Source organism: Microbacterium sp. NPDC059771, assembly GCF_042732495.1.
GTDB lineage: Bacteria > Actinomycetota > Actinomycetes > Actinomycetales > Microbacteriaceae > Microbacterium > Microbacterium sufflavum.
Genome location: NZ_JBHWHK010000001.1, coordinates 1,183,126 through 1,203,799, shown reverse-complemented (window position 1 = coordinate 1,203,799; position 20,674 = coordinate 1,183,126). Strand labels below are relative to the sequence as shown.

Annotated in this window: 25 protein-coding genes; 7 read left to right on the top strand and 18 right to left on the bottom strand. The window is 71.8% G+C overall.

What is annotated here, in order from left to right; translation table 11 throughout:
- Window positions 1-17: 17 nt before the first annotated feature.
- On the bottom strand, window positions 18-1,184 hold the full coding sequence (locus ACFV3I_RS05775; protein WP_378822530.1) for a hypothetical protein: 1,167 nt from the start codon (window positions 1,182-1,184) through the stop codon (window positions 18-20).
- 71 nt (window positions 1,185-1,255) lie between these two features.
- Between ACFV3I_RS05775 and ACFV3I_RS05770 the strand changes: the two genes are divergently transcribed.
- Together ACFV3I_RS05770 and ACFV3I_RS05765 are read left to right on the top strand one after the other, a co-directional pair.
- Window positions 1,256-2,620: a polysaccharide biosynthesis tyrosine autokinase gene (locus ACFV3I_RS05770; RefSeq protein ID WP_378822529.1), complete on the top strand. Its 1,365-nt coding sequence runs from the start codon at window positions 1,256-1,258 to the stop codon at window positions 2,618-2,620.
- A gap of 103 nt (window positions 2,621-2,723) precedes the next feature.
- Window positions 2,724-4,187 (top strand): polysaccharide biosynthesis tyrosine autokinase, encoded by a 1,464-nt coding sequence (locus ACFV3I_RS05765; RefSeq protein ID WP_136028759.1) that lies wholly within the window; start codon window positions 2,724-2,726, stop codon window positions 4,185-4,187.
- Between the two features lie 17 nt (window positions 4,188-4,204).
- Here ACFV3I_RS05765 and ACFV3I_RS05760 read toward each other — a convergent pair whose 3' ends face one another.
- Window positions 4,205-4,648, bottom strand: a complete 444-nt coding sequence (locus tag ACFV3I_RS05760) for a GtrA family protein (RefSeq protein WP_136028760.1) — start codon at window positions 4,646-4,648, stop codon at window positions 4,205-4,207.
- A 60-nt stretch (window positions 4,649-4,708) separates the two neighbouring features.
- Between ACFV3I_RS05760 and ACFV3I_RS05755 the strand changes: the two genes are divergently transcribed.
- Complete coding sequence (locus tag ACFV3I_RS05755; protein ID WP_136028761.1) at window positions 4,709-5,494, top strand: glycosyltransferase family 2 protein; 786 nt, start codon at window positions 4,709-4,711, stop codon at window positions 5,492-5,494.
- Window positions 5,491-6,942 carry a hypothetical protein gene (locus ACFV3I_RS05750; protein WP_378822527.1) on the top strand — a complete coding sequence of 484 codons (1,452 nt, stop codon included), beginning with the start codon at window positions 5,491-5,493 and terminating at the stop codon, window positions 6,940-6,942. The genes ACFV3I_RS05755 and ACFV3I_RS05750 overlap by 4 nt, the downstream gene beginning before the upstream one ends.
- Window positions 6,943-7,006: 64 nt before the next feature.
- On the opposite strand, the gene glmM is transcribed toward ACFV3I_RS05750, so the two are convergent.
- The 7 genes from glmM to ACFV3I_RS05715 form a co-directional block, all read right to left on the bottom strand.
- Window positions 7,007-8,365 (bottom strand): phosphoglucosamine mutase, encoded by a 1,359-nt coding sequence (glmM, locus tag ACFV3I_RS05745; RefSeq protein WP_136031689.1) that lies wholly within the window; start codon window positions 8,363-8,365, stop codon window positions 7,007-7,009.
- 14 nt (window positions 8,366-8,379) lie between these two features.
- On the bottom strand, window positions 8,380-8,865 hold the full coding sequence (gene rpsI, locus ACFV3I_RS05740) for a 30S ribosomal protein S9 (RefSeq protein WP_136031687.1): 486 nt from the start codon (window positions 8,863-8,865) through the stop codon (window positions 8,380-8,382).
- A 26-nt stretch (window positions 8,866-8,891) separates the two neighbouring features.
- Window positions 8,892-9,338 (bottom strand): 50S ribosomal protein L13, encoded by a 447-nt coding sequence (rplM, locus tag ACFV3I_RS05735; RefSeq protein ID WP_136031685.1) that lies wholly within the window; start codon window positions 9,336-9,338, stop codon window positions 8,892-8,894.
- Between the two features lie 196 nt (window positions 9,339-9,534).
- Window positions 9,535-10,203, bottom strand: coding sequence for an endonuclease/exonuclease/phosphatase family protein (locus ACFV3I_RS05730; protein ID WP_378822526.1), 669 nt, complete (start codon window positions 10,201-10,203; stop codon window positions 9,535-9,537).
- A gap of 52 nt (window positions 10,204-10,255) precedes the next feature.
- Entirely contained in the window at window positions 10,256-11,104 is an 849-nt protein-coding gene (gene truA / locus ACFV3I_RS05725) for a tRNA pseudouridine(38-40) synthase TruA (RefSeq protein WP_136036436.1), read from the bottom strand.
- Window positions 11,105-11,142: 38 nt separating this feature from the next.
- The gene (locus ACFV3I_RS05720) at window positions 11,143-12,681 is read right to left on the bottom strand and encodes an APC family permease (protein WP_136036437.1); all 1,539 of its coding nucleotides are present in this window, start codon (window positions 12,679-12,681) and stop codon (window positions 11,143-11,145) included.
- A 98-nt stretch (window positions 12,682-12,779) separates the two neighbouring features.
- Window positions 12,780-13,145 carry a helix-turn-helix domain-containing protein gene (locus ACFV3I_RS05715; RefSeq protein WP_136031678.1) on the bottom strand — a complete coding sequence of 122 codons (366 nt, stop codon included), beginning with the start codon at window positions 13,143-13,145 and terminating at the stop codon, window positions 12,780-12,782.
- Between the two features lie 97 nt (window positions 13,146-13,242).
- Between ACFV3I_RS05715 and ACFV3I_RS05710 the strand changes: the two genes are divergently transcribed.
- Window positions 13,243-14,088 carry an SDR family oxidoreductase gene (locus ACFV3I_RS05710; RefSeq protein WP_378822525.1) on the top strand — a complete coding sequence of 282 codons (846 nt, stop codon included), beginning with the start codon at window positions 13,243-13,245 and terminating at the stop codon, window positions 14,086-14,088.
- Window positions 14,089-14,116: 28 nt separating this feature from the next.
- On the opposite strand, the gene ACFV3I_RS05705 is transcribed toward ACFV3I_RS05710, so the two are convergent.
- From ACFV3I_RS05705 to ACFV3I_RS05665, 9 genes are all read right to left on the bottom strand, one after another.
- On the bottom strand, window positions 14,117-14,509 hold the full coding sequence (locus ACFV3I_RS05705; RefSeq protein ID WP_378822524.1) for a hypothetical protein: 393 nt from the start codon (window positions 14,507-14,509) through the stop codon (window positions 14,117-14,119).
- On the bottom strand, window positions 14,509-15,111 hold the full coding sequence (locus tag ACFV3I_RS05700; protein WP_378822523.1) for a hypothetical protein: 603 nt from the start codon (window positions 15,109-15,111) through the stop codon (window positions 14,509-14,511). Before ACFV3I_RS05700 ends, ACFV3I_RS05705 begins: the two co-directional genes overlap by 1 nt.
- Complete coding sequence (locus tag ACFV3I_RS05695) at window positions 15,108-15,674, bottom strand: RNA polymerase sigma factor (protein WP_136035291.1); 567 nt, start codon at window positions 15,672-15,674, stop codon at window positions 15,108-15,110. Before ACFV3I_RS05695 ends, ACFV3I_RS05700 begins: the two co-directional genes overlap by 4 nt.
- A gap of 123 nt (window positions 15,675-15,797) precedes the next feature.
- Window positions 15,798-15,971, bottom strand: coding sequence for a CsbD family protein (locus ACFV3I_RS05690; protein ID WP_136031698.1), 174 nt, complete (start codon window positions 15,969-15,971; stop codon window positions 15,798-15,800).
- A gap of 14 nt (window positions 15,972-15,985) precedes the next feature.
- Window positions 15,986-16,684, bottom strand: coding sequence for a hypothetical protein (locus ACFV3I_RS05685; protein WP_378822522.1), 699 nt, complete (start codon window positions 16,682-16,684; stop codon window positions 15,986-15,988).
- Entirely contained in the window at window positions 16,681-17,244 is a 564-nt protein-coding gene (locus ACFV3I_RS05680; RefSeq protein WP_378822521.1) for a hypothetical protein, read from the bottom strand. The genes ACFV3I_RS05685 and ACFV3I_RS05680 overlap by 4 nt, the downstream gene beginning before the upstream one ends.
- A complete protein-coding gene (locus ACFV3I_RS05675; RefSeq protein WP_378822520.1) occupies window positions 17,241-17,582 on the bottom strand; it encodes a hypothetical protein in 342 nt (113 codons plus the stop codon). Before ACFV3I_RS05675 ends, ACFV3I_RS05680 begins: the two co-directional genes overlap by 4 nt.
- Window positions 17,579-17,770 (bottom strand): DUF2273 domain-containing protein, encoded by a 192-nt coding sequence (locus tag ACFV3I_RS05670; RefSeq protein WP_136031662.1) that lies wholly within the window; start codon window positions 17,768-17,770, stop codon window positions 17,579-17,581. The genes ACFV3I_RS05675 and ACFV3I_RS05670 overlap by 4 nt, the downstream gene beginning before the upstream one ends.
- A complete protein-coding gene (locus tag ACFV3I_RS05665; RefSeq protein ID WP_240744574.1) occupies window positions 17,767-18,207 on the bottom strand; it encodes an Asp23/Gls24 family envelope stress response protein in 441 nt (146 codons plus the stop codon). The genes ACFV3I_RS05670 and ACFV3I_RS05665 overlap by 4 nt, the downstream gene beginning before the upstream one ends.
- Before the next feature lie 175 nt (window positions 18,208-18,382).
- Here ACFV3I_RS05665 and ACFV3I_RS05660 point away from each other — a divergent pair, with 175 nt between their 5' ends.
- Window positions 18,383-18,994, top strand: coding sequence for a TetR/AcrR family transcriptional regulator (locus tag ACFV3I_RS05660; protein ID WP_247638399.1), 612 nt, complete (start codon window positions 18,383-18,385; stop codon window positions 18,992-18,994).
- A partial coding sequence (locus ACFV3I_RS05655; RefSeq protein WP_378822519.1) for an MDR family MFS transporter occupies window positions 18,995-20,674 on the top strand: 1,680 nt, incomplete at its 3' end.

Genomic DNA, 20,674 nt, shown 5'->3' with positions numbered 1-20,674 from the left:
TGCGTTAGTGCCGTCGTTCAGCCGACGGGGTCGTCGGTACCGTCTCCCGGCGGCGTGTCTCCGCCCGTCCCCGGATCGGTCGGCGGCGGCGGAGTGGAGCCGTCCGACGGCTGATCCTGCTGCCCGCCGGACTGCCCGCCCTGACGGCGCTGCGTGTCGGCGCGCTCCTGCTCGACCTCCGCGCGGAACTGGTCGTCGAGCAGCGCGGCGAACGCGTCGCGGTACGCCACGAGCGCGGCCTGCCCGCCGGGCGTCCACGGGTCGGACGCGGCGACCTGCGCGGCGGCGTCGGTCACGGCGGTGCGGAACGACTCCTCCGCCCGCTGCCGATCCGCCGTCGCCTCGGCCGCCGCCGGCACGGACGACGCGAGGTACGCGGTCACGGCCGGGGTGGCGGCGGGGCGGAGCGCGTCGAACGCCGTGCGGATCGTGCGCATCTCCGCGGTCGCCTGGTCGAGCGCGTCGAGGTCGCCCTGCGCGTCGTCGATCGCCTGCCCCACGTCGACGAGCGAGTTCTCGTCGATCTCGGCGCGGCGATACTCGGCGGGCAGCTCGGGCACGGTCACCGCGGCGAGCGCGGCGAGGTACCCGTCGAGGGCCGCGACGGCCGCCTCCTCCAGGGCCGGATCGGCCATCGCGATGACGTCGTCGTCCGACGACGACGCGGGATCGGGCACCGTGGCGGTGTCGACGATGGCGGTGCGCAGCGCGGTCGCCTCCGCCGTCTGGGTCCCGATGTCGGCGACGAGGGTGTCGCGGGCCGACGTCAACGCCTGGTGCGCGTTCTGGATGGAGGCCTCGTCCGCCTGGAGGGATTCGAGGGCGCTCGCCGCCGGGCTCGCGGTCGCTGCCTGGATCCCGCCGACGGTCGCGGCCGCGGCGACCGCGAGCACGGCGAGGGCGGCGGCGGCCGTGGTCAGCAGATCAGGGCGACGGCGCTGCCGCCGGGGTTCGCGCGCCGATCGGGGCGACTCCGCCGTGAACGGCACCGCCGTGCGCGCGGCGGCCTCCGCCATACGCGCGAGCTCCCTGGTGTCCGCGAGCGGCGCCCGTGCGGGCTCGGAGCGGCGCGGTTCGCCGATCATCTCGCGCAGACGCCACCGGGTGTGGGTGTCGTCGAGCACGACGTCCGCGCGGTGATCCGAGCGCGGACCATCGGGGAAGAGATCGCGGAGTGCCGTCATGCTGCCCTTCGGGGAGTGGGTAGTCTCAGGAGACGATACCCCCGATCCGCACGACCGAGCACGGGAGAACCATGCAGTTCCAGGACTATCTCCGGATCCTGCGCCGCCAGCTCGTCATCATCCTGGCCGGTGCCGTGATCGGAGTGTCGGTCGGCGCCCTGATCGCCATGCTCACGCCGCAGCGCTACCAGGCCACCACCGAGGTCATGGTCACCGTGCAGCTGGGCGAGACCGCGAGCCCCACCGAGCGCGCGCTCGCCACGAGCTACGCCAACCAGGTCGTGCAGACCTACCGCGACGTCGTGACGAGCTCGATCGTGCTCGACCGTGTGATCGACGACCTCGGCCTCGACGTGGACCGGGCCGAGCTCGCGGCCGCCGCCGACGCCTCCGCCCAGCTCAACAGCGCGATCCTCTCGATCCGGGTCAGCGACACCAACCCCGGTCAGGCCGCACGGATCGCGAACGGCATCGCCGAGAGCTTCTCCGCCGTGGTCTCCGACACGCTCGAACTGCGGGAGCAGGAGACCTCCTACACCATCCACATCGTGACGCTGCAGGCCGCCCAGGTGCCCACCACACCGGTCGCGCCCAACACGCAGCTGATGCTCGTGGTCGGCGGGCTCGTCGGTCTCGCGGCGGGCCTGGCGGTCGCCCTGCTGCGCTCGCTGCTCGATCAGCGGGTGCGCACCGATGCCGACGTGCAGGCGGCCCTCCCCGTCCCGCTCCTCGGGCGGATCCCGCTCGACCCCGACACCGCCGACCGCCCGCTGGCCGTCAGCTCAGTTCCGCAGAGCGCACGCGCCGAGGCGTACCGCAGCCTCCGCACCAACGTGCGCTTCCTGTTCGAGGACGGCAGGGGCGTGTTCGTGGTCACCAGCTCCGGGCCGGGCGAGGGCAAGTCGACCACCGCCGCCAACCTTGCGCTCGCGTTCGCCGACGCCGGGCACCGCGTCGCCCTGATCGACGCCGACCTGCGGCTGCCGCGCGTCGCCGACTACTTCGGGATCGAGGGCGGCATCGGACTGAGCGACGTGCTCGCCGGTCGCGTGCGCCTGAACGACGTGGTGCAGCGCTGGGGCCGCAGCTCGCTGTTCCTGCTGCCCGCCGGCTCCCTGCCGCCGAACCCCGCGGAGCTGCTCGGCTCCCCCGCCATGCAGCAGCTCGTCGACGCGGCGGGCGAGGCGTTCGACGTGGTCGTGATCGACGCCCCTCCGCTGCTGCTCGTGACCGACGCCGCCGTGATCGCCCGGGTGACCACCGGGGCGATCCTGATCGCGGCGGCCGGGGCGACGCAGGCCGGACGACTCGCCGCCGCCGCGAAGAGCATCGAGGCCGTCGACGCCCGGGTGCTCGGCACCGTGCTCACCAAGGCCCCGCTCGGTCGCAGGGAGCACAACGCCCAGACCTCGTACGCCGCCGCGGCGCCACGCTGACGCTCCGTCCGGCACGGCGCCCGCGCTGTGGGAGAATGACGGGATTTGACTCTGCGGTTCACCGTCGTCCGGGAGCCGCCCAGCAACAGAAGGAATCTGCCGCGTGGAACTTCGCGACTATGTGCGCATCCTGCACCGGAACTGGATCCTCATCCTGGTCCTGCTCCTCCTCGGCCTCGCGGGCGGTGCCGGGTACGCGGCTCTCCAGCAGCCCAAGTACGTCGCTTCGACGCAGCTGTACGTGTCGGTGCGCACCGAGGGCGCTGCGACCGGTGACCTCGTGCAGGGGACGACGTTCGCGCGCCAGATGGTGACCAGCTACGTCGACGTGGTGGGCACCGCGCTCGTGCTCGAGCCCGTGATCGAGGAGCTGGGCCTGGACGACAGCGTCGCCGAGCTGAGCGGCCGCATCACCGCCACGACCCCGCTGAACACGGTGCTGATCGACGTGAGCGCGACCGACGGCGACCCGGAGCGCGCGGCCGAGATCGCCAACGCGGTCGCCGTGAGCTTCCAAGACGCGGTGCAGAACACGCTCGAGCAGCCGGCGGTGGAAGACGCCGTGAGCCCCGTGCGCATCACCGTGACCGAGCCGGCCGAGGTGCCGACGGCCCCCACCAGCCCGAACGTGCGGCTGCTGGTCATCCTCGGCGGCATCATCGGACTGGCCCTGGGTGTGGCGGTGGCCATGCTGCGCACCGTGCTCGACAACCGCATCCACACGCTCCACGACATCGAGGCCCTCACCGAGCGGCCCGTGCTCGGCGGCATCGCGTACGACCCGGAGGCGACCAAGCGTCCGCTGATCGTGCACGCCGACCCGCGCAGCCCGCGCGCCGAGTCCTTCCGCAGCCTCCGCACGAACCTCCAGTTCCTGAACCTCGACGCCGGTCCGCGCATCTTCGTGGTCTCCAGCGCCGGGCCCGGCGAGGGCAAGTCCACCACCACCGCCAACCTGGCCATCGCGCTCGCGGAGACCGGAGCCAGGGTCGCGCTCGTCGACGGCGACCTGCGCCTCCCCCGCGTCGCGGACTACATGGGCATCGAGGGCGGTGCGGGCCTGACCGACGTGCTGATCGGTCGCATGGATGTGGCCGATGCGCTGCAGAAGTGGGGCACCAGCGACCTCTACCTGCTGCCCAGCGGCCAGGTGCCGCCGAACCCGAGCGAGCTGCTCGGATCGGCCGCCATGGACCAGGTGCTCGCGTCTCTGGGCGAGTACTTCGACTACGTGCTGATCGACGCGCCCCCGCTGCTGCTCGTGACCGATGCCGCGGTGGTCGGCGCCAAGACGCGCGGGGTCATCCTCGCCGCCGCGTCGGGCAAAACCAGGAAGCAGGAGCTGTCCGGCGCGGTCCGCGCGCTGGAGACCGCCGGTGTCGCCCTGCTCGGCATCGTGGTGACCATGCTCCCGACCAAGGGTCCGGACAGCTACGGCTACGGCGCCTACACGTACGGTGCGACGCACGAGTCCGACGGCACCCCGGTGCATGCCGGACGGCATGCGTCCAAGCGCGGCCGCACCCGCACCTCGCGCACCGGGAAGCCCGCGAGGGTGCGGGCCTGAGCGCAGGCGCCGGCGGGTCAGTTCTTCGGAGCGACCCGGAACACCACGCCGTGGTAGAGCAGGAAGCGCAGCACCACGACGATCACGATGCTCGTGAGGTTCACGGCGTTGACGGCGATGGCGCCGGGGGTACGACCGAGGATGCCGGCCACGGCCTCCACCCCCACCCATACCAGGGCGGCGCCCAGGGCGGTGCACGCGGCGTTCACCGCCAGGAACAGGATCACCTCGGAGACCCGGCCGCGGCGGTCCCGGTGCCGGAACGTCCATTCGCGGTTGCCGATGTAGGCGTTGATCAGCGCGACGAGGGACGCGACGATCTTGGCCGCGACGACGTCCCACCCCCACACGTAGACGAGAAGATTGAAGACGCCGACCTCGATCAGGGTGCTGACGGCACCGACGACGAGGAACCGGCTGCCGACGCCGGCGAGGCGGCGCAGTCGTGAGGGAGGATTCATGGCTCAACTAGGCTACTTCCTGAACGCCTCCGCGCCCCGCCACCCCCATCCGAGGACCCCGTGACTCTCCGCCATCTCGCCATCGTCATGCCCGCCTACAACGAGGCGGAGGGCATCGAGGGCTTCGTCGACGAGATCCGCGCGTCCGTGGCCCCGCTCGCCGACACCGTCTCGTTCCACATCGCCGACGACCGGTCGACCGACACCACGGCGGCCGTGTTCGACGGTGTCGCCGACACCACGGTCGAGGTGCAGGCGGCGAACCGCGGCCACGGCCCGACCGCCCTGGCCGCCTACCGCGCCGGCCTCGCCGCCGACCCCGAGGTGCTGGTGCACGTCGACGGGGACGGGCAGTTCCTCGGCAGCGACTTCCCGCGGCTGATCGGCGCGCTCCTGGCCGAGCAGGCCGACGTCGTGCACGGCGTGCGCGACGGCCGCACCGACCCCTGGTACCGCAAGAGCCTCACCGGCGCGGTCGGCCTGCTGATCGCCCTCGCCGCCGGACGCCGCATCCCCGACGTGAACACACCGCTGCGCGCCTACCGCCCCGATGCCCTGCGCGTGCTGCTCGACGCGGTCCCGGCCGAGGCGACCGTGCCGCACGTGCACTTCTCGCTGGCCGAGGCCAGGGCGGGCTTCCGCGTGCGCTACCTCCGCGTCGCCAGCATCCCGCGCCGCGGCGAGTCCGCCTCGGGCACCATGTGGGGTCGCGGCGCCGGCGTGACCCTGCCGCCCAAGCGCCTGCGCCTGTTCGTGCGCGCCGCGCTCGGTGAAGCGTGGGAGCTGTCGCTGCGGCCGTCCGCCCCGCTGCGTGCCGTGCGACGCCCGGAGCCCGTCGCCCGATGACGCGGGCGCGCACGATCCTGTTCTGGGCGGCCGCGGTCGCCCTGCTGGCGGGACATGCGATCCTCGCCTGGCACAGTCTCACGGTGTGGCGGTTCTGGGAGGACGAGGCGTTCAACCTGACCGTGCCGCGCAATCTGCTCGCCGGGCTCGGCTACGCCAGCGACGGCGCGCTGTCCGGCTCGACGATCACGCCGTTCGACCCGCGGATCTCCACCGGCCCCGTCGTGCTGCTCCCGGTCGCCGCGACCCTCGCGACCGGGATGGACCCGGTGCTGGCCGCGCGACTCGTGCCGCTCGCGTTCTGGGTCCTGCTGCTGGCGGGGCTGGGCGTGCTGGGCTGGCGGATCGCCGGACGGTGGGCGGCTCTGGTCGCCATGACCGTGCCGCTGGCGTTCACCGCGAGCGCCGGTGTCTCCCCCATCCAGGGGCCGGCCGATCTGCTGGGCGAGATCCCCGCGGCCGCCCTGATCGTGTGGGCCCTGGTCGTGCTTCCCCGCCGCGCCTGGCTGGCCGGGCTCCTGGTGGGGCTCGCGGTGCAGGCGAAGCTCATCGCGCTGCTGGTGCTGCCGGCGTTCGCGGTCGCGCTGTGGGTGCTGTCGGACGGCACGGGCTGGGCGCGGCTGCGCGACACGCTGCGCCGCGCGTGGCTTCCGCTGCTGCTGGTCGCGGTGCCGACCGCGCTCGTGGAGCTCGCGGCACTGCTGTCGCTCGGGCCGGCCGGGTTCGTCGAGCACCTGCGGGCGCTCGTGCGGTTCGTGCGCAGCGGCGGACAGGGCGACGCGGCGACCTCCGTCCTGCAGAAGCTCGGCACGCTGGCCGACTCGTGGTCGCTGCCCGGGGTGCTGGCCGTGGTCGCCGCCGTGCTCGCCCTCGTGCTCGTGGTGGCGGGGGTGGTGCGGCGCTGGCGCTCGGCCACCGCGGAGGAGCGGATCGTGATCGCCTACGCCCTCGCGGCTCTGGTGGGGGCGCTCGCCTTCGTGGGCTGGTGGGCGACCGCGTCGCGGCTGCCGCTGTGGGTGCGTCACCCCGCGCCGGGCGTGTTCGCGTTCTTCCCGGTGCTCGCGGCTGTCGCACTGTGGGCGGTGCCGCGGCTGCCGCGCCGCGGGCTCGTCCGCGCGGGCGGCCCCGTGGGCGCGGCGGTACTCGCCGCGGTCGTCGCGGCGGGAGCGGTCGTGCACGTGGTGTCGTGCTTCACGCCCCGCGATGTGACCCTGGAGGGCCAGCGGGCCGCGGTCGCCCCGCTCGCCACCTGGGTGTCCGACAACGACGTGCGGTGGCTCGCCGCCGACCCGTGGGGGGCGGCGGTCGCGCCGATCGTGCTCACGGGCGCGCACCTCGGGCTCGCCGACGCTCCGGCGATGGCGCACGAGCTGCGCCTCACGGGCGGAGCCTGCGCCACGGAGACGCTCGCCGACAGCGGCTACTTCCGCATCTGCGCCGCGCCCTGACCCCGCCGGGGCGGAGACGCGAACGGCCGGCCGCAGAAGCGACCGGCCGTCTCACGGGAGAGCGTCAGAGCGCGAGGCGCTCCTGCACCACGGCGGCGAGGCGCTCCGCGTAGGCGCGGGCCGACTCCGAGTCGGCCGCCTCGACCATGACCCGCACGAGCGGCTCCGTCCCGGACTTGCGCAGCAGCACGCGCCCGGTGTCGCCCAGCTCGGCTTCGACGTCGCGCACCGCCTGCTGCACGACCTCGTCGTCGGCGACACGATCCTTGTCGACGTCGCGCACGTTGATCAGCACCTGCGGGTAGACCGTCATCACGGAGGCGAGCTCGGCGAGGGACTTCCCCTGTCGCGCCATCTCGGACACCAGGTGCAGACCCGTGAGCAGGCCGTCGCCGGTGGTGGCGAACTCGCTCATGATCACGTGGCCGGACTGCTCGCCGCCGAGCGCGTAGCCGCCCTCGTTCATGTCCTCGAGCACGTAGCGGTCGCCGACCGCGGTCTGGCGCACGGTCACGCCGTGCTCGCGCATCGCGACGTGCAGGCCGAGGTTGCTCATGACCGTGGCGACGAGCGTGTCGTCGGTGAGGACGCCGCGCTCCTTCATCGACAGCGCGAGGATCGCCATGATCTGGTCGCCGTCGACGATGGTGCCGTTCGCGTCGACCGCGAGGCACCGGTCGGCGTCCCCGTCGTGCGCGATGCCCACGTCGGCGCCGAGCCGCACCACGGCCTCAGCGAGGTTCTCGAGGTGCGTCGAGCCGACGCCGTCATTGATGTTCCAGCCGTCGGGGTCGGCGCCGATGACGGTCACCTCGGCCCCCGCGTCGCGGAACGTCTCGGGCGACACGCCGGAGGCGGCGCCGTGCGCGCAGTCGAGCACCACGTGGATGCCCTCCAGGCGGTGCGGCAGCGAGCCGAGCAGGTGCACGACGTAGCGGTCTTCGGCGTCGGAGAAGCGGTCGATGCGACCGACGCCTGCGCCGGTGGGGCGCAGCTTCTCGCCGTGCATGGCCTCTTCGATGCGCTGCTCGACGATGTCGGGGAGCTTGCGGCCGCCGCGGGCGAAGATCTTGATGCCGTTGTCGGGCGCCGCGTTGTGCGACGCCGAGATCATCACGCCGAAGTCGGCGTCGCGGTCGGCCACGAGGAACGCGAGTGCGGGGGTCGGGATGACCCCGGCCTCGAGCACGTCGACGCCGGAGGACGCGAGGCCCGCGGAGACGGCGGCGGTGAGGAAGTGCCCCGAGACCCGGGGGTCACGGGCGACCACGGCGGTGAGTCGCTTGCCTTCGGCCTTGCGAGCCTCCGCCGTACGGCCCTGGCCCAGGACGACAGCAGTCGCCTGGGCCAGGGTGAGCGCCAGGTCGGCGGTGAGGATGCCATTGGCGAGTCCTCGCACGCCGTCCGTGCCAAAGATCGGCATCGGAGCAGTGGACCTTAACGCTTCGAGTACTGAGGCGCCTTACGGGCCTTCTTGAGTCCGGCCTTCTTGCGCTCCTTGACGCGAGCGTCGCGCGAGAGGAAGCCGGCCTTCTTCAGGGTCGGACGGTTGTTCTCCGCGTCGATGCCGTTGAGGGCACGAGCGATGCCGAGACGCAGCGCGCCGGCCTGGCCGGAGTCGCCACCACCCGAGATGCGGGCGATCACGTCGTAGGCACCGGCGAGGTTCAGCGCGGTGAACGGGTCGTTGATCAGCTGCTGGTGCAGCTTGTTCGGGAAGTAGTCCTCGAGCGTGCGGCCGTTGACCGTGATGGTGCCCGAGCCGGGGACCAGACGCACGCGGGCGATGGCCTGCTTGCGACGGCCGACAGCGGCGCCCGGGACGCTGAGCACGGGGCGGGGAGCCGCCTCGACTGCCTCGGTCTCGGGGGTCGACGTCGAGAAGTTCTGGAGGTTTTCGGTGGTGTCCTGGATGTCAGCCACGAGTATGTCCTTAGTCGTTACGGCGCTTACTGGGCGACCTGGTCGAGGGTGTACGGCTGGGGCTGCTGCGCGGCGTGCGGGTGCTCGGCACCGACGTACACCTTCAGCTTCGACAGCTGCTGGCGGCCCAGGCTGTTCTTCGGGAGCATGCCGCGGATGGCCTTCTCCACGGCGCGGACCGGGTTCTTCTCGAGCAGCTCGGAGTAGCTGACGGCCTTCAGACCACCCGGGTAGCCCGAGTGACGGTAGGCGATCTTCTTCTGGAGCTTCTGACCGGTGAGCGCGACCTTGTCGGCGTTCACGATGATGACGAAGTCACCCGAGTCGATGTGGTTGGCGAAGGTCGGCTTGTGCTTGCCACGCAGGAGCGTCGCCGCGTGCGAGGCCAGGCGGCCGAGAACGACGTCGGTGGCGTCGATGACGACCCAGTCGCGCTGGACTTCGCCAGCCTTGGGGGTGTAAGTGCGCGTCACGATAGTGCTGCTTTCTTGTCGAACGGAGGTGTTCGTGAATCCCACTCCGGGGTGGTTCCTCCCGACAGGGACGAACACGCCAGTGGAGGGCTCACGTTCGGATGTGCGTCTTCCTCGCAGTACGGGAAGGGCACCAAAGAGTCAGCATACGCCACCCGACCCCCTCCGACCAAACCAGCCGCGGGCCCGCGCCCGGTCAGTCGGTCTTCACCGTCACCAGGATCGGACGGTGGTCGCTCGACCGCTGCGGCAGGGTCGTGATGCGCTCGATCTCGAATCCGGTCGAGGTGGCGAAGTCGTAGTGACCGCGGAAGACGCGGTAGCGCGTGTAGGTGTGGTCGTCGCTGAGCGACAGCGCATAGCCGTGGTCGCGCACGGCCTGCCCCAGGTTCTCCTTGAACACGGGGTAGTTGTAGTCGCCGACCATGAGCTGCGGAAGGCCGTCTCCGAGGCTCGCGAGCTCGGTCAGGGCCGCGCGGATCTGGTGGCGCCGCAGCGAGTTCAGCGCCGTCAGCGGTGCGGCGTGGAACGACGCGACGATGAACTCGTCGCCGTCGTCGATGTCGCGCAGCCGTGCGCCGAGCACCCGCTCGTGCGCGGGCTTCGCGATGCGGTCGTGCAGCGACTTCTTCAGCCCGAGGGTGCGGATGCCCTGCAGGTGGTAGGTGCTCGCGCGGTAGAACAGCGCGAGTCCGAGGCGGTTGCCCTGGGTGGCGTCGGCGAGCACGAGGCCCCCGATCCGGTCGGGCAGCGCCGGCACGTCGCACTCCTGCAGGCAGAGGATGTCGGGGTCGTGTTCGGCGACGAGTGTCGCGAGCTCCCCGGCCGCCCGGTGTTTGCGCAGGTTGTACGAGATGACCTTCATGACCGTGCCCACGCTACCCGCCCCTGCTGTGCCCGGGATCCGTATCCGGCGATCAGTCCGACTCGCGGTCGCGGCGGGCCCTGGTCTGTTCGGCCCGTGCGGCGAGCAGCTCGTCCGCCGGATACCCGACCTCGGTCAGCGTCAGTCCCCGGGCCGCGAGCACCTTGAACTCGCTGGTCCTGGTGAGGGCGTCGCGCAGCACCACCAGGTCGGACACGTCCAGGCGACCCTCCCCCACGGCCGCGCATGCGCCGACGAGTGCGCGCACCATGCTGTGGCAGAACGCGTCCGCCTTCACCTCGGCCACCAGCACGCCGTCCGCGTCGCGCTCCCACCGGTAGTCGAGCAGGGTGCGGATGGTGGTGGCCTCCTCGCGGGGCTTGCAGTACGCCGCGAAGTCGTGCAGGCCGATCAGCGTGCGCGCAGCCTCGTCCATCGCGCGCTCGTCCAGGCGTCCGCGGATGCTCGTGGTGTCGGCGCGACGCAGCGGGTCGTAGCCGGCCAGACCGTCGGCGAGACGGTACCGGTAGCGGCGCCACACGGCCGAGAAGCGCGCGTCGAAACCCTCGGGCGCCGCGGTCGACCGGGTGACGGTGACGTCGGAGTAGGCGCCGAGCACGCCCCGCATGCGTCCCGCGATCGAGCCCGCCGGATCCTGCGCCGCCCGTCCGTGCCTGGCCTCGATGCGCGACCACTGCCGCTCGTCGAGATCGACGTGTGCGACCTGTCCGCTCGCGTGCACGCCGGCGTCAGTGCGGCCGGCGACCACGAACCGCACGTCGGAGCCCACGATGCGGGCGAGCGCCGCCTCCAGCGTGCCCTGAACGGTGCGGAGCGTGGGCTGTGTCGCCCAGCCGCGGAAGTGGGTGCCGTCGTAGGCGATGTCGAGCCGGATGCGCACGAGGCCAGCCTAGGACAGCCCCGCGCGCACCCGCCGCCTCAGATGCCGCCGTCGACCGAGCGGATGGAGACGCCGGGCTCGTCCGGCACCATCACCTCGGTGTCGCGGTTCAGGCTCTCGCCGCGGAAGAAGCGCTTCGACCGCGGGAACAGGTACCACAGGAGCATCAGCACCAGGCCGATCGCGAGCGAGCCGATGCCGATCACGAACGTGCCGCCGATGCCGAACAGCACCGTGTAGCCGTAGTCCACGTCCCACATGTCGATCGCGGACTGCACGAACGCGCCGGTGAGCAGCAGCGCCCCGACGAGCGGGAAGATCCCCTTGAAGAAGAGGTCGCGTGCCGAGGTGCGCAGGTCGGCGCGGAAGTACCAGACGCAGGCGAACCCGGTGATGGCGTAGTAGAACGCGATGGCGAGGCCCAGCGACAGGATCGAGTCCTGCAGGATGTTGTCGCTGATGAGCGTCATGCCCACGTAGTACGCGGAGGCGACCACGCCCATCACGATGGTCGAGAACGACGGGGTCTTGTAGACCGGGTGCACCTCCTTGAACTTCGCGGGGAGCGCGCGGTACACGCCCATCGCGAGCGTGCCGCGCGCGGTGGGCAGGATCGTCGTCTGCGTCGACGAGATCGCCGAGATGATGACGGAGACCACCAGCACCCAGCCGAACGGGCCCAGCAGGCCGTCCTTGATCGCGAGGAAGAAGTCGTCGGCGTTGGCCTCGTTGCCGAGCCCCGTGCCGTCCTCGCCGAGACCCGCGTACATCATCGCCGCGATCGTGACGGCGACGTAGGTCACCAGCAGGATCACGCAGGTCAGCACGGCCGCCCGCCCGGGAATGCGCTTGGGGTCCTTGGTCTCCTCGTTCAGCGCGAGGCACGTGTCCCAGCCCCAGTAGATGAAGAGGGCGAGCAGGATGGCCTCGGTGAAGCCCGACCAGTCCGTGAAGCCGAAGGGGTTCAGCCACTCCCACGAGAACGGCGTGGCGTCGGGGGCGTCGCCGGTGAAGAACTGCCACAGCGCGGCCACCACGAAGATCGCAAGGGCCAGGTACTGCACGGCCAGCAGGATGTTCTGGATGCGCTCGCCGATCTCGACGCCGCGCCAGCTGACCCAGGTCATCGCGGCGATGAAGAGCACCGCGACGAGGATGATCCGCCAGTCGTTGTTCTCCAGGTCGAACCCGATCAGGGACCAGAAGTACACCGAGGCGATCTGGGCGAGGTTCGCGAGCACGACCATCCCGGCCACCGCGACACCCCAGCCGCCCATCCAGCCCACCCAGGGGCCGAACGCTTTCGTGCCCCAGGTGAAGGTGGTGCCGCAGTCGGGCACGGCGTTGTTGAGCTCGCGGTAGGCGAAGGCGATCAGGAGCATCGGGACGAAGGCGATCACGAACGCGATCGGTGCCTGCGCCCCGACCGCGAGCACGACGAAGCCGAGCGTCGCGACGAGGGAGTAGACCGGCGCCGTGGAGGCGAGACCGATGACGGTGGATCCCCACAGGCCGAGGGTGCCAGCGGCCAGCCCCTTGCCGTCGGGTCGTTCCAGGTGGATGGGCGTCGTTGCCATGCTCAGACAGTACGACGAGCTGCGGTATACCGTCAATCCTTTTCTTCGAGCAACGGATTCCACTCACACAACTTCATCTCACGACGGAATCCGTGGATTCATTCGCGACCGAGCATCCCGTCGGCGTGCGTGGCGACCCACTCCATCAGCGGCAGCATCCGCTCCATCAGGTCACGCCCCAGCGGGGTGAGGCTGTACTCCACGTGCGGGGGCACCGTGGGCAGGGATTCCCGGTGCACCAGCCCATCCGCCGACAGCGTGCGCAGCGTGGTCGCGAGCATCTTCTCGCTGATGCCGTCGACCTCCCGCCGCAGCTCGCCCCAGCGCCGCGTGCCGTCCGACAGGCACGACAGCACCAGCACGCCCCACTTGCTCATGATGTGGTCCAGCACCACGCGCGTGCCGCAGCCCTGGTCGAACACCGTGGGCGAAGACTCCCGGATTTCCGCAAAACTCACCGACATGTAGGTACCTTACGTCAAAGTGGGTACCGGTCGGATGGAATGCGCGGGTGCCTCGCGCCGGTTGGGGCAGGTGTTCACCAACGGAAGGACCGCCCTCATGACCATCCTCGTCACCGGAGCCACCGGACACCTCGGCCGCCTCATCATCGCCGCCCTCCTCGCCCGCGGCGCCGACCCCCAGTCGATCGTCGCCGGAGCGCGCGACGTGGCCAGGGCGGCCGACCTCGGCGTGCGCGTCGTGCCGCTCGACTACGACGACCCGGCCTCCGTCGCCGCGGCCCTCGACGGCATCGACACGGTCGTGCTCGTGTCCGGCTCCGAGGTCGGCCGCCGCGTCGAGCAGCACCGGGCGGTGATCGACGCGGCCGCAGCCGCCGGCGTCTCGAAGCTCGTCTACACCAGCGCCCCGAAGGCCACCACGAGCGACCTGGTGCTCGCGCCGGAGCACAAGGCCACGGAGGAGCTGATCGCGGCCTCCGGCGTCCCGGCCGTGATCCTGCGCAACAACTGGTACACGGAGAACTACGCCGCCGACCTCGCGCGCGCAGCCGAGACGGGCGTGCTCGCCTCCGGCACCGGCGAGGGTCGCGTCGCCTCCGCCAGCCGCGCCGACTACGCCGAGGCCGCCGCCGTGGTCGCGCTCGACGACGGTCACACGGGCGCCGTGTACGAGCTCGGCGGCGACGTCGCGTGGGACTACACGGAGCTGGCCGCCGCGATCGCCGAGGTCACCGGACGCGAGGTGACCTTCGTGTCGCTCACGGCCGACCAGCAGCTCGCGGCGCTGCGCGAGGCCGGACTCGACGAGGGCACCGCGGGCTTCGTCGTCGCCCTCGACGCCGGCATCCGCGGGGGCGCACTGGCCGAGACCGACGGCACGCTCGCGCAGCTGATCGGCCGTCCGACCACGCCGCTCGTCGAGGGACTGCGCGCGATCGCGTGAGCCGGCCGGAGCCCCGCCGACCCCACGGTCAGCGGGGCTCCGCCTCGACGGGCTCCCCCGCGGCACGGGCGACCTGCACGTAGGCCACCACGAGCGTGATGCTCTCGCGCTGGTACCCCTGCTCCGCGAGCACGGCCTCCACCGCGGCCCGCGCCTCCCGGAGGACCTCTCCGGACGCCGCGCCCGCGTCCACCCCGATCGACGCCTCGACCGCGGCCCCGCGCGCCCCCGCGGCCACCGACACGATCGGCTCGGCGTCGCGCGTCGCGCCCAGCGCCGCGGCCCCCGCCCTGAGCAGATTCGAGATGAGCGAGCCGGAGCGGTAGACGCCGCGGACCCCGTCCTGCGCGCGCAGGACCTGTTCGATCCGGGCGGCCAGCTCACGACGACCCTCGCCGTCGATCGTCGGGTCCTGCGTCATCACGACACCTCCCTGATGTCCTTGACGGTCACGTCGATCGCGGCGATGGTGAGCTCGGTGTGCCGACGCAGCCGCGCGTCCACCTCGGTACGGAGCCGGTCGGCCAGCCCGCGGATCGGCTCGCCGTGCAGCACGCTCGCGTCGATCGCCACGCGCACCGGAGCACCCGGCGTCGTGACGTCGCCCTCCAGGCGGCATCGCCCGACGAGCACGCCGGGGACCGCCTCCTCGGCCGCCCGCACGAGACCGCGCACCGCACCCTCGGTGATCGCCAGCTCCACCGCAGGGTCGTCCGAGGCGAACGGGATGCGGCGTCCCGCCCTGGCGTCCATCGCGATCCCGCTCAGGATCCGGTCGATCCACCCCTCCTCGACCGCGGGCTCCGCCGCGGTGTCGGCCGCCATCAGCGCGTCGCCCAGTCCGTGCAGCCGCTCGAGCGCGTCGAGGGCGAGCTGGCACCCCGGCGATTCCTCGATCGAGGCCACGCGCGGCTGACGCCCCGCCTCGAGGTAGTCGCCGAGCTCCTCGATCGTGTGCCCGTCGAGGTCGTCGGGCTCCAGTCCGAGACCGCGCAGGTCCGGGTTCTCGTGGTCGTCGTTCATCGCCACGCCTCCATCCGGGTGATCAGGAATCCGCGCGCACGGGCCAGCAGCCCGCGCACCGTGCTGACGGGGACGCCGAGCTCCGCGGCGATCTCGTCGTAGCTGTACCCGCCCATCTCGCGCAGCACCCAGCATTCGCGCTGCGCCTCCGGGAGCTCCCGCAGCGCGGCTCCCAGTGCCGCGACGCCCTCGCGCACCTCCACCACCGCCGACGGCGAGGCATGCAGGGGTGCCGGCCGGTCGATCTCGGTCACATCGACCGCCGGGCGGTGGCGCCGGAGCCGGTCCACGGCCTTGCGACTCACGATGCGCATCAGCCAGCTCTTGACCTTGCCGGGGTCGTCGAGCTCGCCGAACCGCTGCCACGCGGTCACGAACGCCTCCTGCACGGTGTCGTCCACTTCGGCCGAGCCGTTCAGCATGCGCTGCGTGTACGCGCGCATCATCGGCGTGTACCTCCGCACCAGCACCGCGAACGCCTCGACGTCGCCGTCCATGGCGCGACCCGCGACGATGTGATCCCCGGCCTGTTCCAGCGGGCCGCGAGAGCCATCCGCTGCCATTCCCCCACCCTTCGTTCCGCTTCCCCTGCAGGTTCGGAGCGCGTGCGGCGACGGATCGGATCCGTGCGCACGGCTCGGCCGCAGGGAGCGCCCCGACCGGGGGCGCCCCCTGCGCGAGCGGGATCACTTCTTGAACGCGTCCTTGACATCCTCGGCGGCGTTCCGCACATCGCCCTTCGCCTGCTCGGCCTTGCCCTCGGCGACGAGCCGGTCGTTGTCGGTGACCTCGCCGACGACCTCCTTCGCCTTGCCGGCGATCTTCTCGGCGGCGGCCTTGATCTTGTTCTCTCCGCTCATGGCGGCTCCTTTCCTCACGCGACCCCGGCTCTCGGGGTCGACGACGTCCGGGCGGTGCGGGACCGGTGCCCCGCCTCGCCCGCGCCGGCCAGCGACCGGCGCATCCTCTGCCTCGACCGGAACAGCTCGCGCCACCCGCGGTCCGCGACGTGCACGACCACCGGCACCTCCACGCCCAGCAACCGGTCCCACTCCGCGACGGCCGCCTCGGCCGCGGCGACGACGGCCCCCAGAGCCGCCCCCTTCCGCGGCGTCACGACGAGCCCGAGGGCGGTGCGACGGCCCGCCCGACGCGCGACCGTCCGCGCCGACACCACGTCGGCCCGAGCCGCGAGCGTCTCCGCCAGCACGCCGTCGGCCACACCGCGGTCCACCCGGGTCGTCCCCCGAGGACCCGGCACCGCGAGCACCTCGCGCACGCGACCGCGGCCCCGCGTGAGCAGGAACGCGATCAGCAGGACGACCACGACCAGGGCCGCGGCCGCGGCTGACACGGCCGCGAGCGGGAACTCCCCGATGCTCCCGAGGTCGACCGTCGCGGCCGATGCATCGGCGGACGCCCGCTCGACCGCCGAGACGGCCCCCGCCGCCTCCGCGGGCAGCAGCCGCGCCGACTCCAGCCCGGTCGCCACGAGTGCCGCGCCCGCCGCGAGCAGCACGAGGCCGCCGCCGAGCAGCACCACCCGGTTCCCCACGGATCCCGAGAGCCTCATCCGACCACTCCTTCCGTCGCCACGAGCACACGCGGCGTCAGGGCGAAGCCCACCTCGTCCAGCACGCGCACCACAGCGGTCCGCGCCGCGTCACGGTCCACGGGCACCCCGCTGGTCGGGGTCAGGCGGACCGTGGCGGCTCTGCGCCCCACCGTGACCACGACGCGCGGTCGCGGAACGCCCGTGCTCCTGGCCACCCCGTCGGCGATCGCGTCCGCGAGCACGCCGTCGTCCACCACGAGCGCGGTGCGCCCGGTCAGACGGGCGCGTCGGGCGCGACGCCCCGGGACGACCGCCAGCGCCAGCAGCACCAGGGCGAGCGCGACCAGCGCGATGCCCGCACCGATCGCGACACCAGGGGCGGACAGCGCCTGGGCGACGCCCGCCAGCAGCGCCGCCGCATCCGCGCGGAACCCGGGGTCGAGGGCCGCGGCGACCCCGCACCCCAGGAGCCCGAGCAGCACGATCGCCAGGAGAGCGGCGAGCACGGTCGCCGGAGCGGTCCGCGATGCCCGTGTCTCCCGGCGCAGCAGTCGGCGCGTGGCGGCGGGCGCGCTCATGCGACCCTCCGCTCGAGCGCACGCCGCACGCCGGTGAACCGCACGTCGACCGCGCCCACCCGTCGCGACGCCAGCTCCCCGAGCCGACGCACGAGGGTCTCGCGCAGCACCTCGCCGCGGTCGGCGAGGGTCGTGCCGTCGGAGCGCGCCAGCACGACGGGCACGACCACCGTGACGCGCAGGTCGCCGCGCTGGTCGCCCAGCTCCACCGCGATGTCGTCGAGCCCCACGCCCGCGGCATCCCTGGCGATGCCGAGGGCGATCCGGTGCAGGGCGCGGGCCTCGACGGACGTGGCCCCCGCCACACCCGACGACGCCCCTGCCCGCTCGACGCTCACGAGGACGACCGCCGTCCGCGGACCACCTCGGCGAGCGCCCGGACGTCCAGGCGACCGTCGGCGATGCGCCCGGCCGCCGCGCCGACGAGCATCGCGAGGAGCACGAGCAGGAACGCCCAGAAGCCCAGCACGATCCAGGTCAGTGCGAGGACCGCGGCCGCAGCTCCGCCGATCACCGAGGCGTTCACTGGACTCGCGCCTCCTCGGCGTCGGCGTCGTCGTCCGAGGGGATGTGCACGTCGTTGACGCTCACGTTGATCTCGGCGACGTCCATGCCGACCAGGTCGACCATGGCCCGGTGGATGGCCGTGCGCACGTCGTCGGCCACCTTCTGCAGCGACACCGGGTACTCCGCGACGATCGTGACGTCGACGGCCACCTGCGTCTCGCCGACCTCCACGCTCACGCCCTGCGAGAGGTCGGTCGTGTTCAGCACGTCTCGGATCGCGCCCATCATGCGGGCCGCCCCGCCGCCGAGCGCATAGACGCCGCTGACCTCACGGGCCGCGATGCCCGCGATCTTCGCGACGACCGCGTCCTCGATCGTGGTCTTCCCCACCGCTGCGGCCTGCGCCGTCGGTACGACCTGAGCCTTGGGCTGGCTGCCCCCCGTCACGTTCGCCATCTCGAGCTCCTTCATCCGTGTGTCCGCACCGTGGGGCGCGGGCCGTGTTCTTACGACACCACTAAGACGCATGAGGCACCTCGGATGTCACGAATTCGCCGACGGTTTTTCCGGACGGGTAGCGAAACGCACTCTCACAGTGCACTCCAAGGTTGAGGGTGCAAAGTTGCACTCTATGGATGCGAGTGCAGAATCGACGAGGGAGCAGCGCAAGCGCGAGACGTCTCGCGCGCTCACCTCGGTGGCGCGGCGCTGGACGGTCGAACGGGGCTTCGCCGGCTTCACGATCGAGGAGCTGTGCACCGAGGCCGGGGTGTCTCGCCGCACGTTCTTCAACTACTTCGAGAGCAAGGAGAACGCGGTCTTCGGCATCACCGTGATCGACTCCCGCCAGGAGGAGCTGGAGGACGCTTTCGCGACCGCCGACGGCGACCTGCTCGACGACTTCGTCGAGCTCACCGTCGCCCGCTTCTCCCTGTTCGACCCCGTCGAGCATGCCGCCGAGCTGTTCGCCGTGATCGAGCACGAACCGCGACTGCTCAAGGCCGCGTTCGAGCAGCAGGAGAAGCACGAGCGGCGCGACGTCGCCCTGATCACCCGCCGGCTCGAGGGTGTCGAGGACGCCGAGCTGCGCGCGCAGGTGCTCGTGCAGTCCGTCGGTGCCCTCGTGCGCCTGTGCATGGAACAGCTCCTGCACCACCACTCCACCGAGCCGTTCGCCGAGCTGATCCGACGCCGTCTCCGGCTCGCGCGCGACCTGTACTCCCCCGCACAGAAAGCCCACTGAATGTCCGCCACCGCCACCGCCGACGCGCCCTTCCTGCTCACGAAGCGTCGCATCTGGATCATCTTCAGCGCCCTGATCGCCGGCATGCTGCTCGCGAGCCTCGATCAGACCATCGTGTCGACCGCGATGCCGACCATCGTGGGCCAGCTCGGCGGCGTCGACCACCAGGTGTGGATCACGACCGCGTACCTGCTGGCCACCACCATCGTGATGCCGATCTACGGCAAGTTCGGCGACGTGCTCGGTCGTCGCAGCCTGTTCCTCGTCGCGATCGCGCTCTTCACGCTCGCGTCGGTGGGCTGCGCCCTGGCGACCGACTTCTGGATGTTCGTCGTGTTCCGGGCGCTGCAGGGCCTCGGCGGCGGCGGACTGATGATCCTGTCGCAGGCGATCATCGCCGACATCGTGCCCGCCAACGAGCGCGGCAAGTACATGGGTCCGCTCGGTGCCGTGTTCGGGCTCTCCGCCGTGGCCGGTCCGCTGCTCGGCGGGTTCTTTGTCGACCACATGACATGGCAGTGGGCCTTCTACATCAACATCCCGGTCGGGATCGCGGCGTTCGTGATCGCGCTGGTCGCGCTGCAGCTGCCCAGCAAGAAGGCCGAGAAGCGCATCGACGTGCTCGGCGTGATCTTCCTCTCCCTCGCGACGACGTGCCTGATCTTCTTCACCGACTTCGGCGGCGACAAGGAGTTCGGGTGGGATTCGCTGGCGACCTGGGCGTGGGGCGCCGGCCTCGTGGTCGCCGCGACCGCGTTCGTCATCACCGAGTCCAGGGCGCAGGACCCGATCATCCCGCTGAGCCTGTTCCGCAACCCGATCTTCGTGAACGCGACGGCCATCGGACTGGTGCTCGGGATCGGCATGTTCGCGGCGATCGGCTTCGTGCCCACGTTCCTGCAGATGTCGTCCGGCACGTCGGCCGCGGCCTCCGGGCTGCTGATGATCCCGATGATGGTGGGCCTGATGGGCACGTCCATCTTCTCGGGCATCGCGATCTCGAAGACCGGGAAGTACAAGGTCTACCCGATCGTCGGCACGATCGTGACGGGCCTCTCGATGGTCGCGATGACCACGCTGTCGGCCGAGACGCCCATCTGGCTGATCTGCGTCTTCCTGTTCGTGTTCGGCGCGGGCCTCGGGCTCATCATGCAGGTCGTGGTGCTGGTGGTCCAGAACGCCGTGCCCGCGGGCGAGATCGGCACCGCGACGAGCACCAACAACTACTTCCGGGAGGTGGGGGCATCCCTCGGAGTGGCCGTCTTCGGCACGATCTTCACGACGCGGCTGACGGAGAACCTGCTCGGCGTGTTCGCCGGAGCCGGTGCCTCGCCGGATCAGGCGTCGCAGGCCGCGTCGACCATCGACCCCGCAACGCTCAGCGCGCTGCCCGACGAGGTGCGCGACGGGATCGTGACCGCGTACGCCGATGCGCTCGCCCCGGTGTTCTGGTATCTGGTGCCGTTCGTGGCGCTCGCGCTGCTGCTGTCGCTGTTCCTCAAGCAGATCCCCCTGTCCGACCAGGCGGGACTCGTGGCACGCGGCGAAGCCATCAGCGGCGAGGAGGCGGAGCGGCTGGAGGCCGCTCAGCGCGCCGGCGGACGGACGACCACCGCGGGTGACAGGACAGAGGGGGCGCCACCCCCTACCACGGGACAAAGGAACAGCCAGGGAGGACAG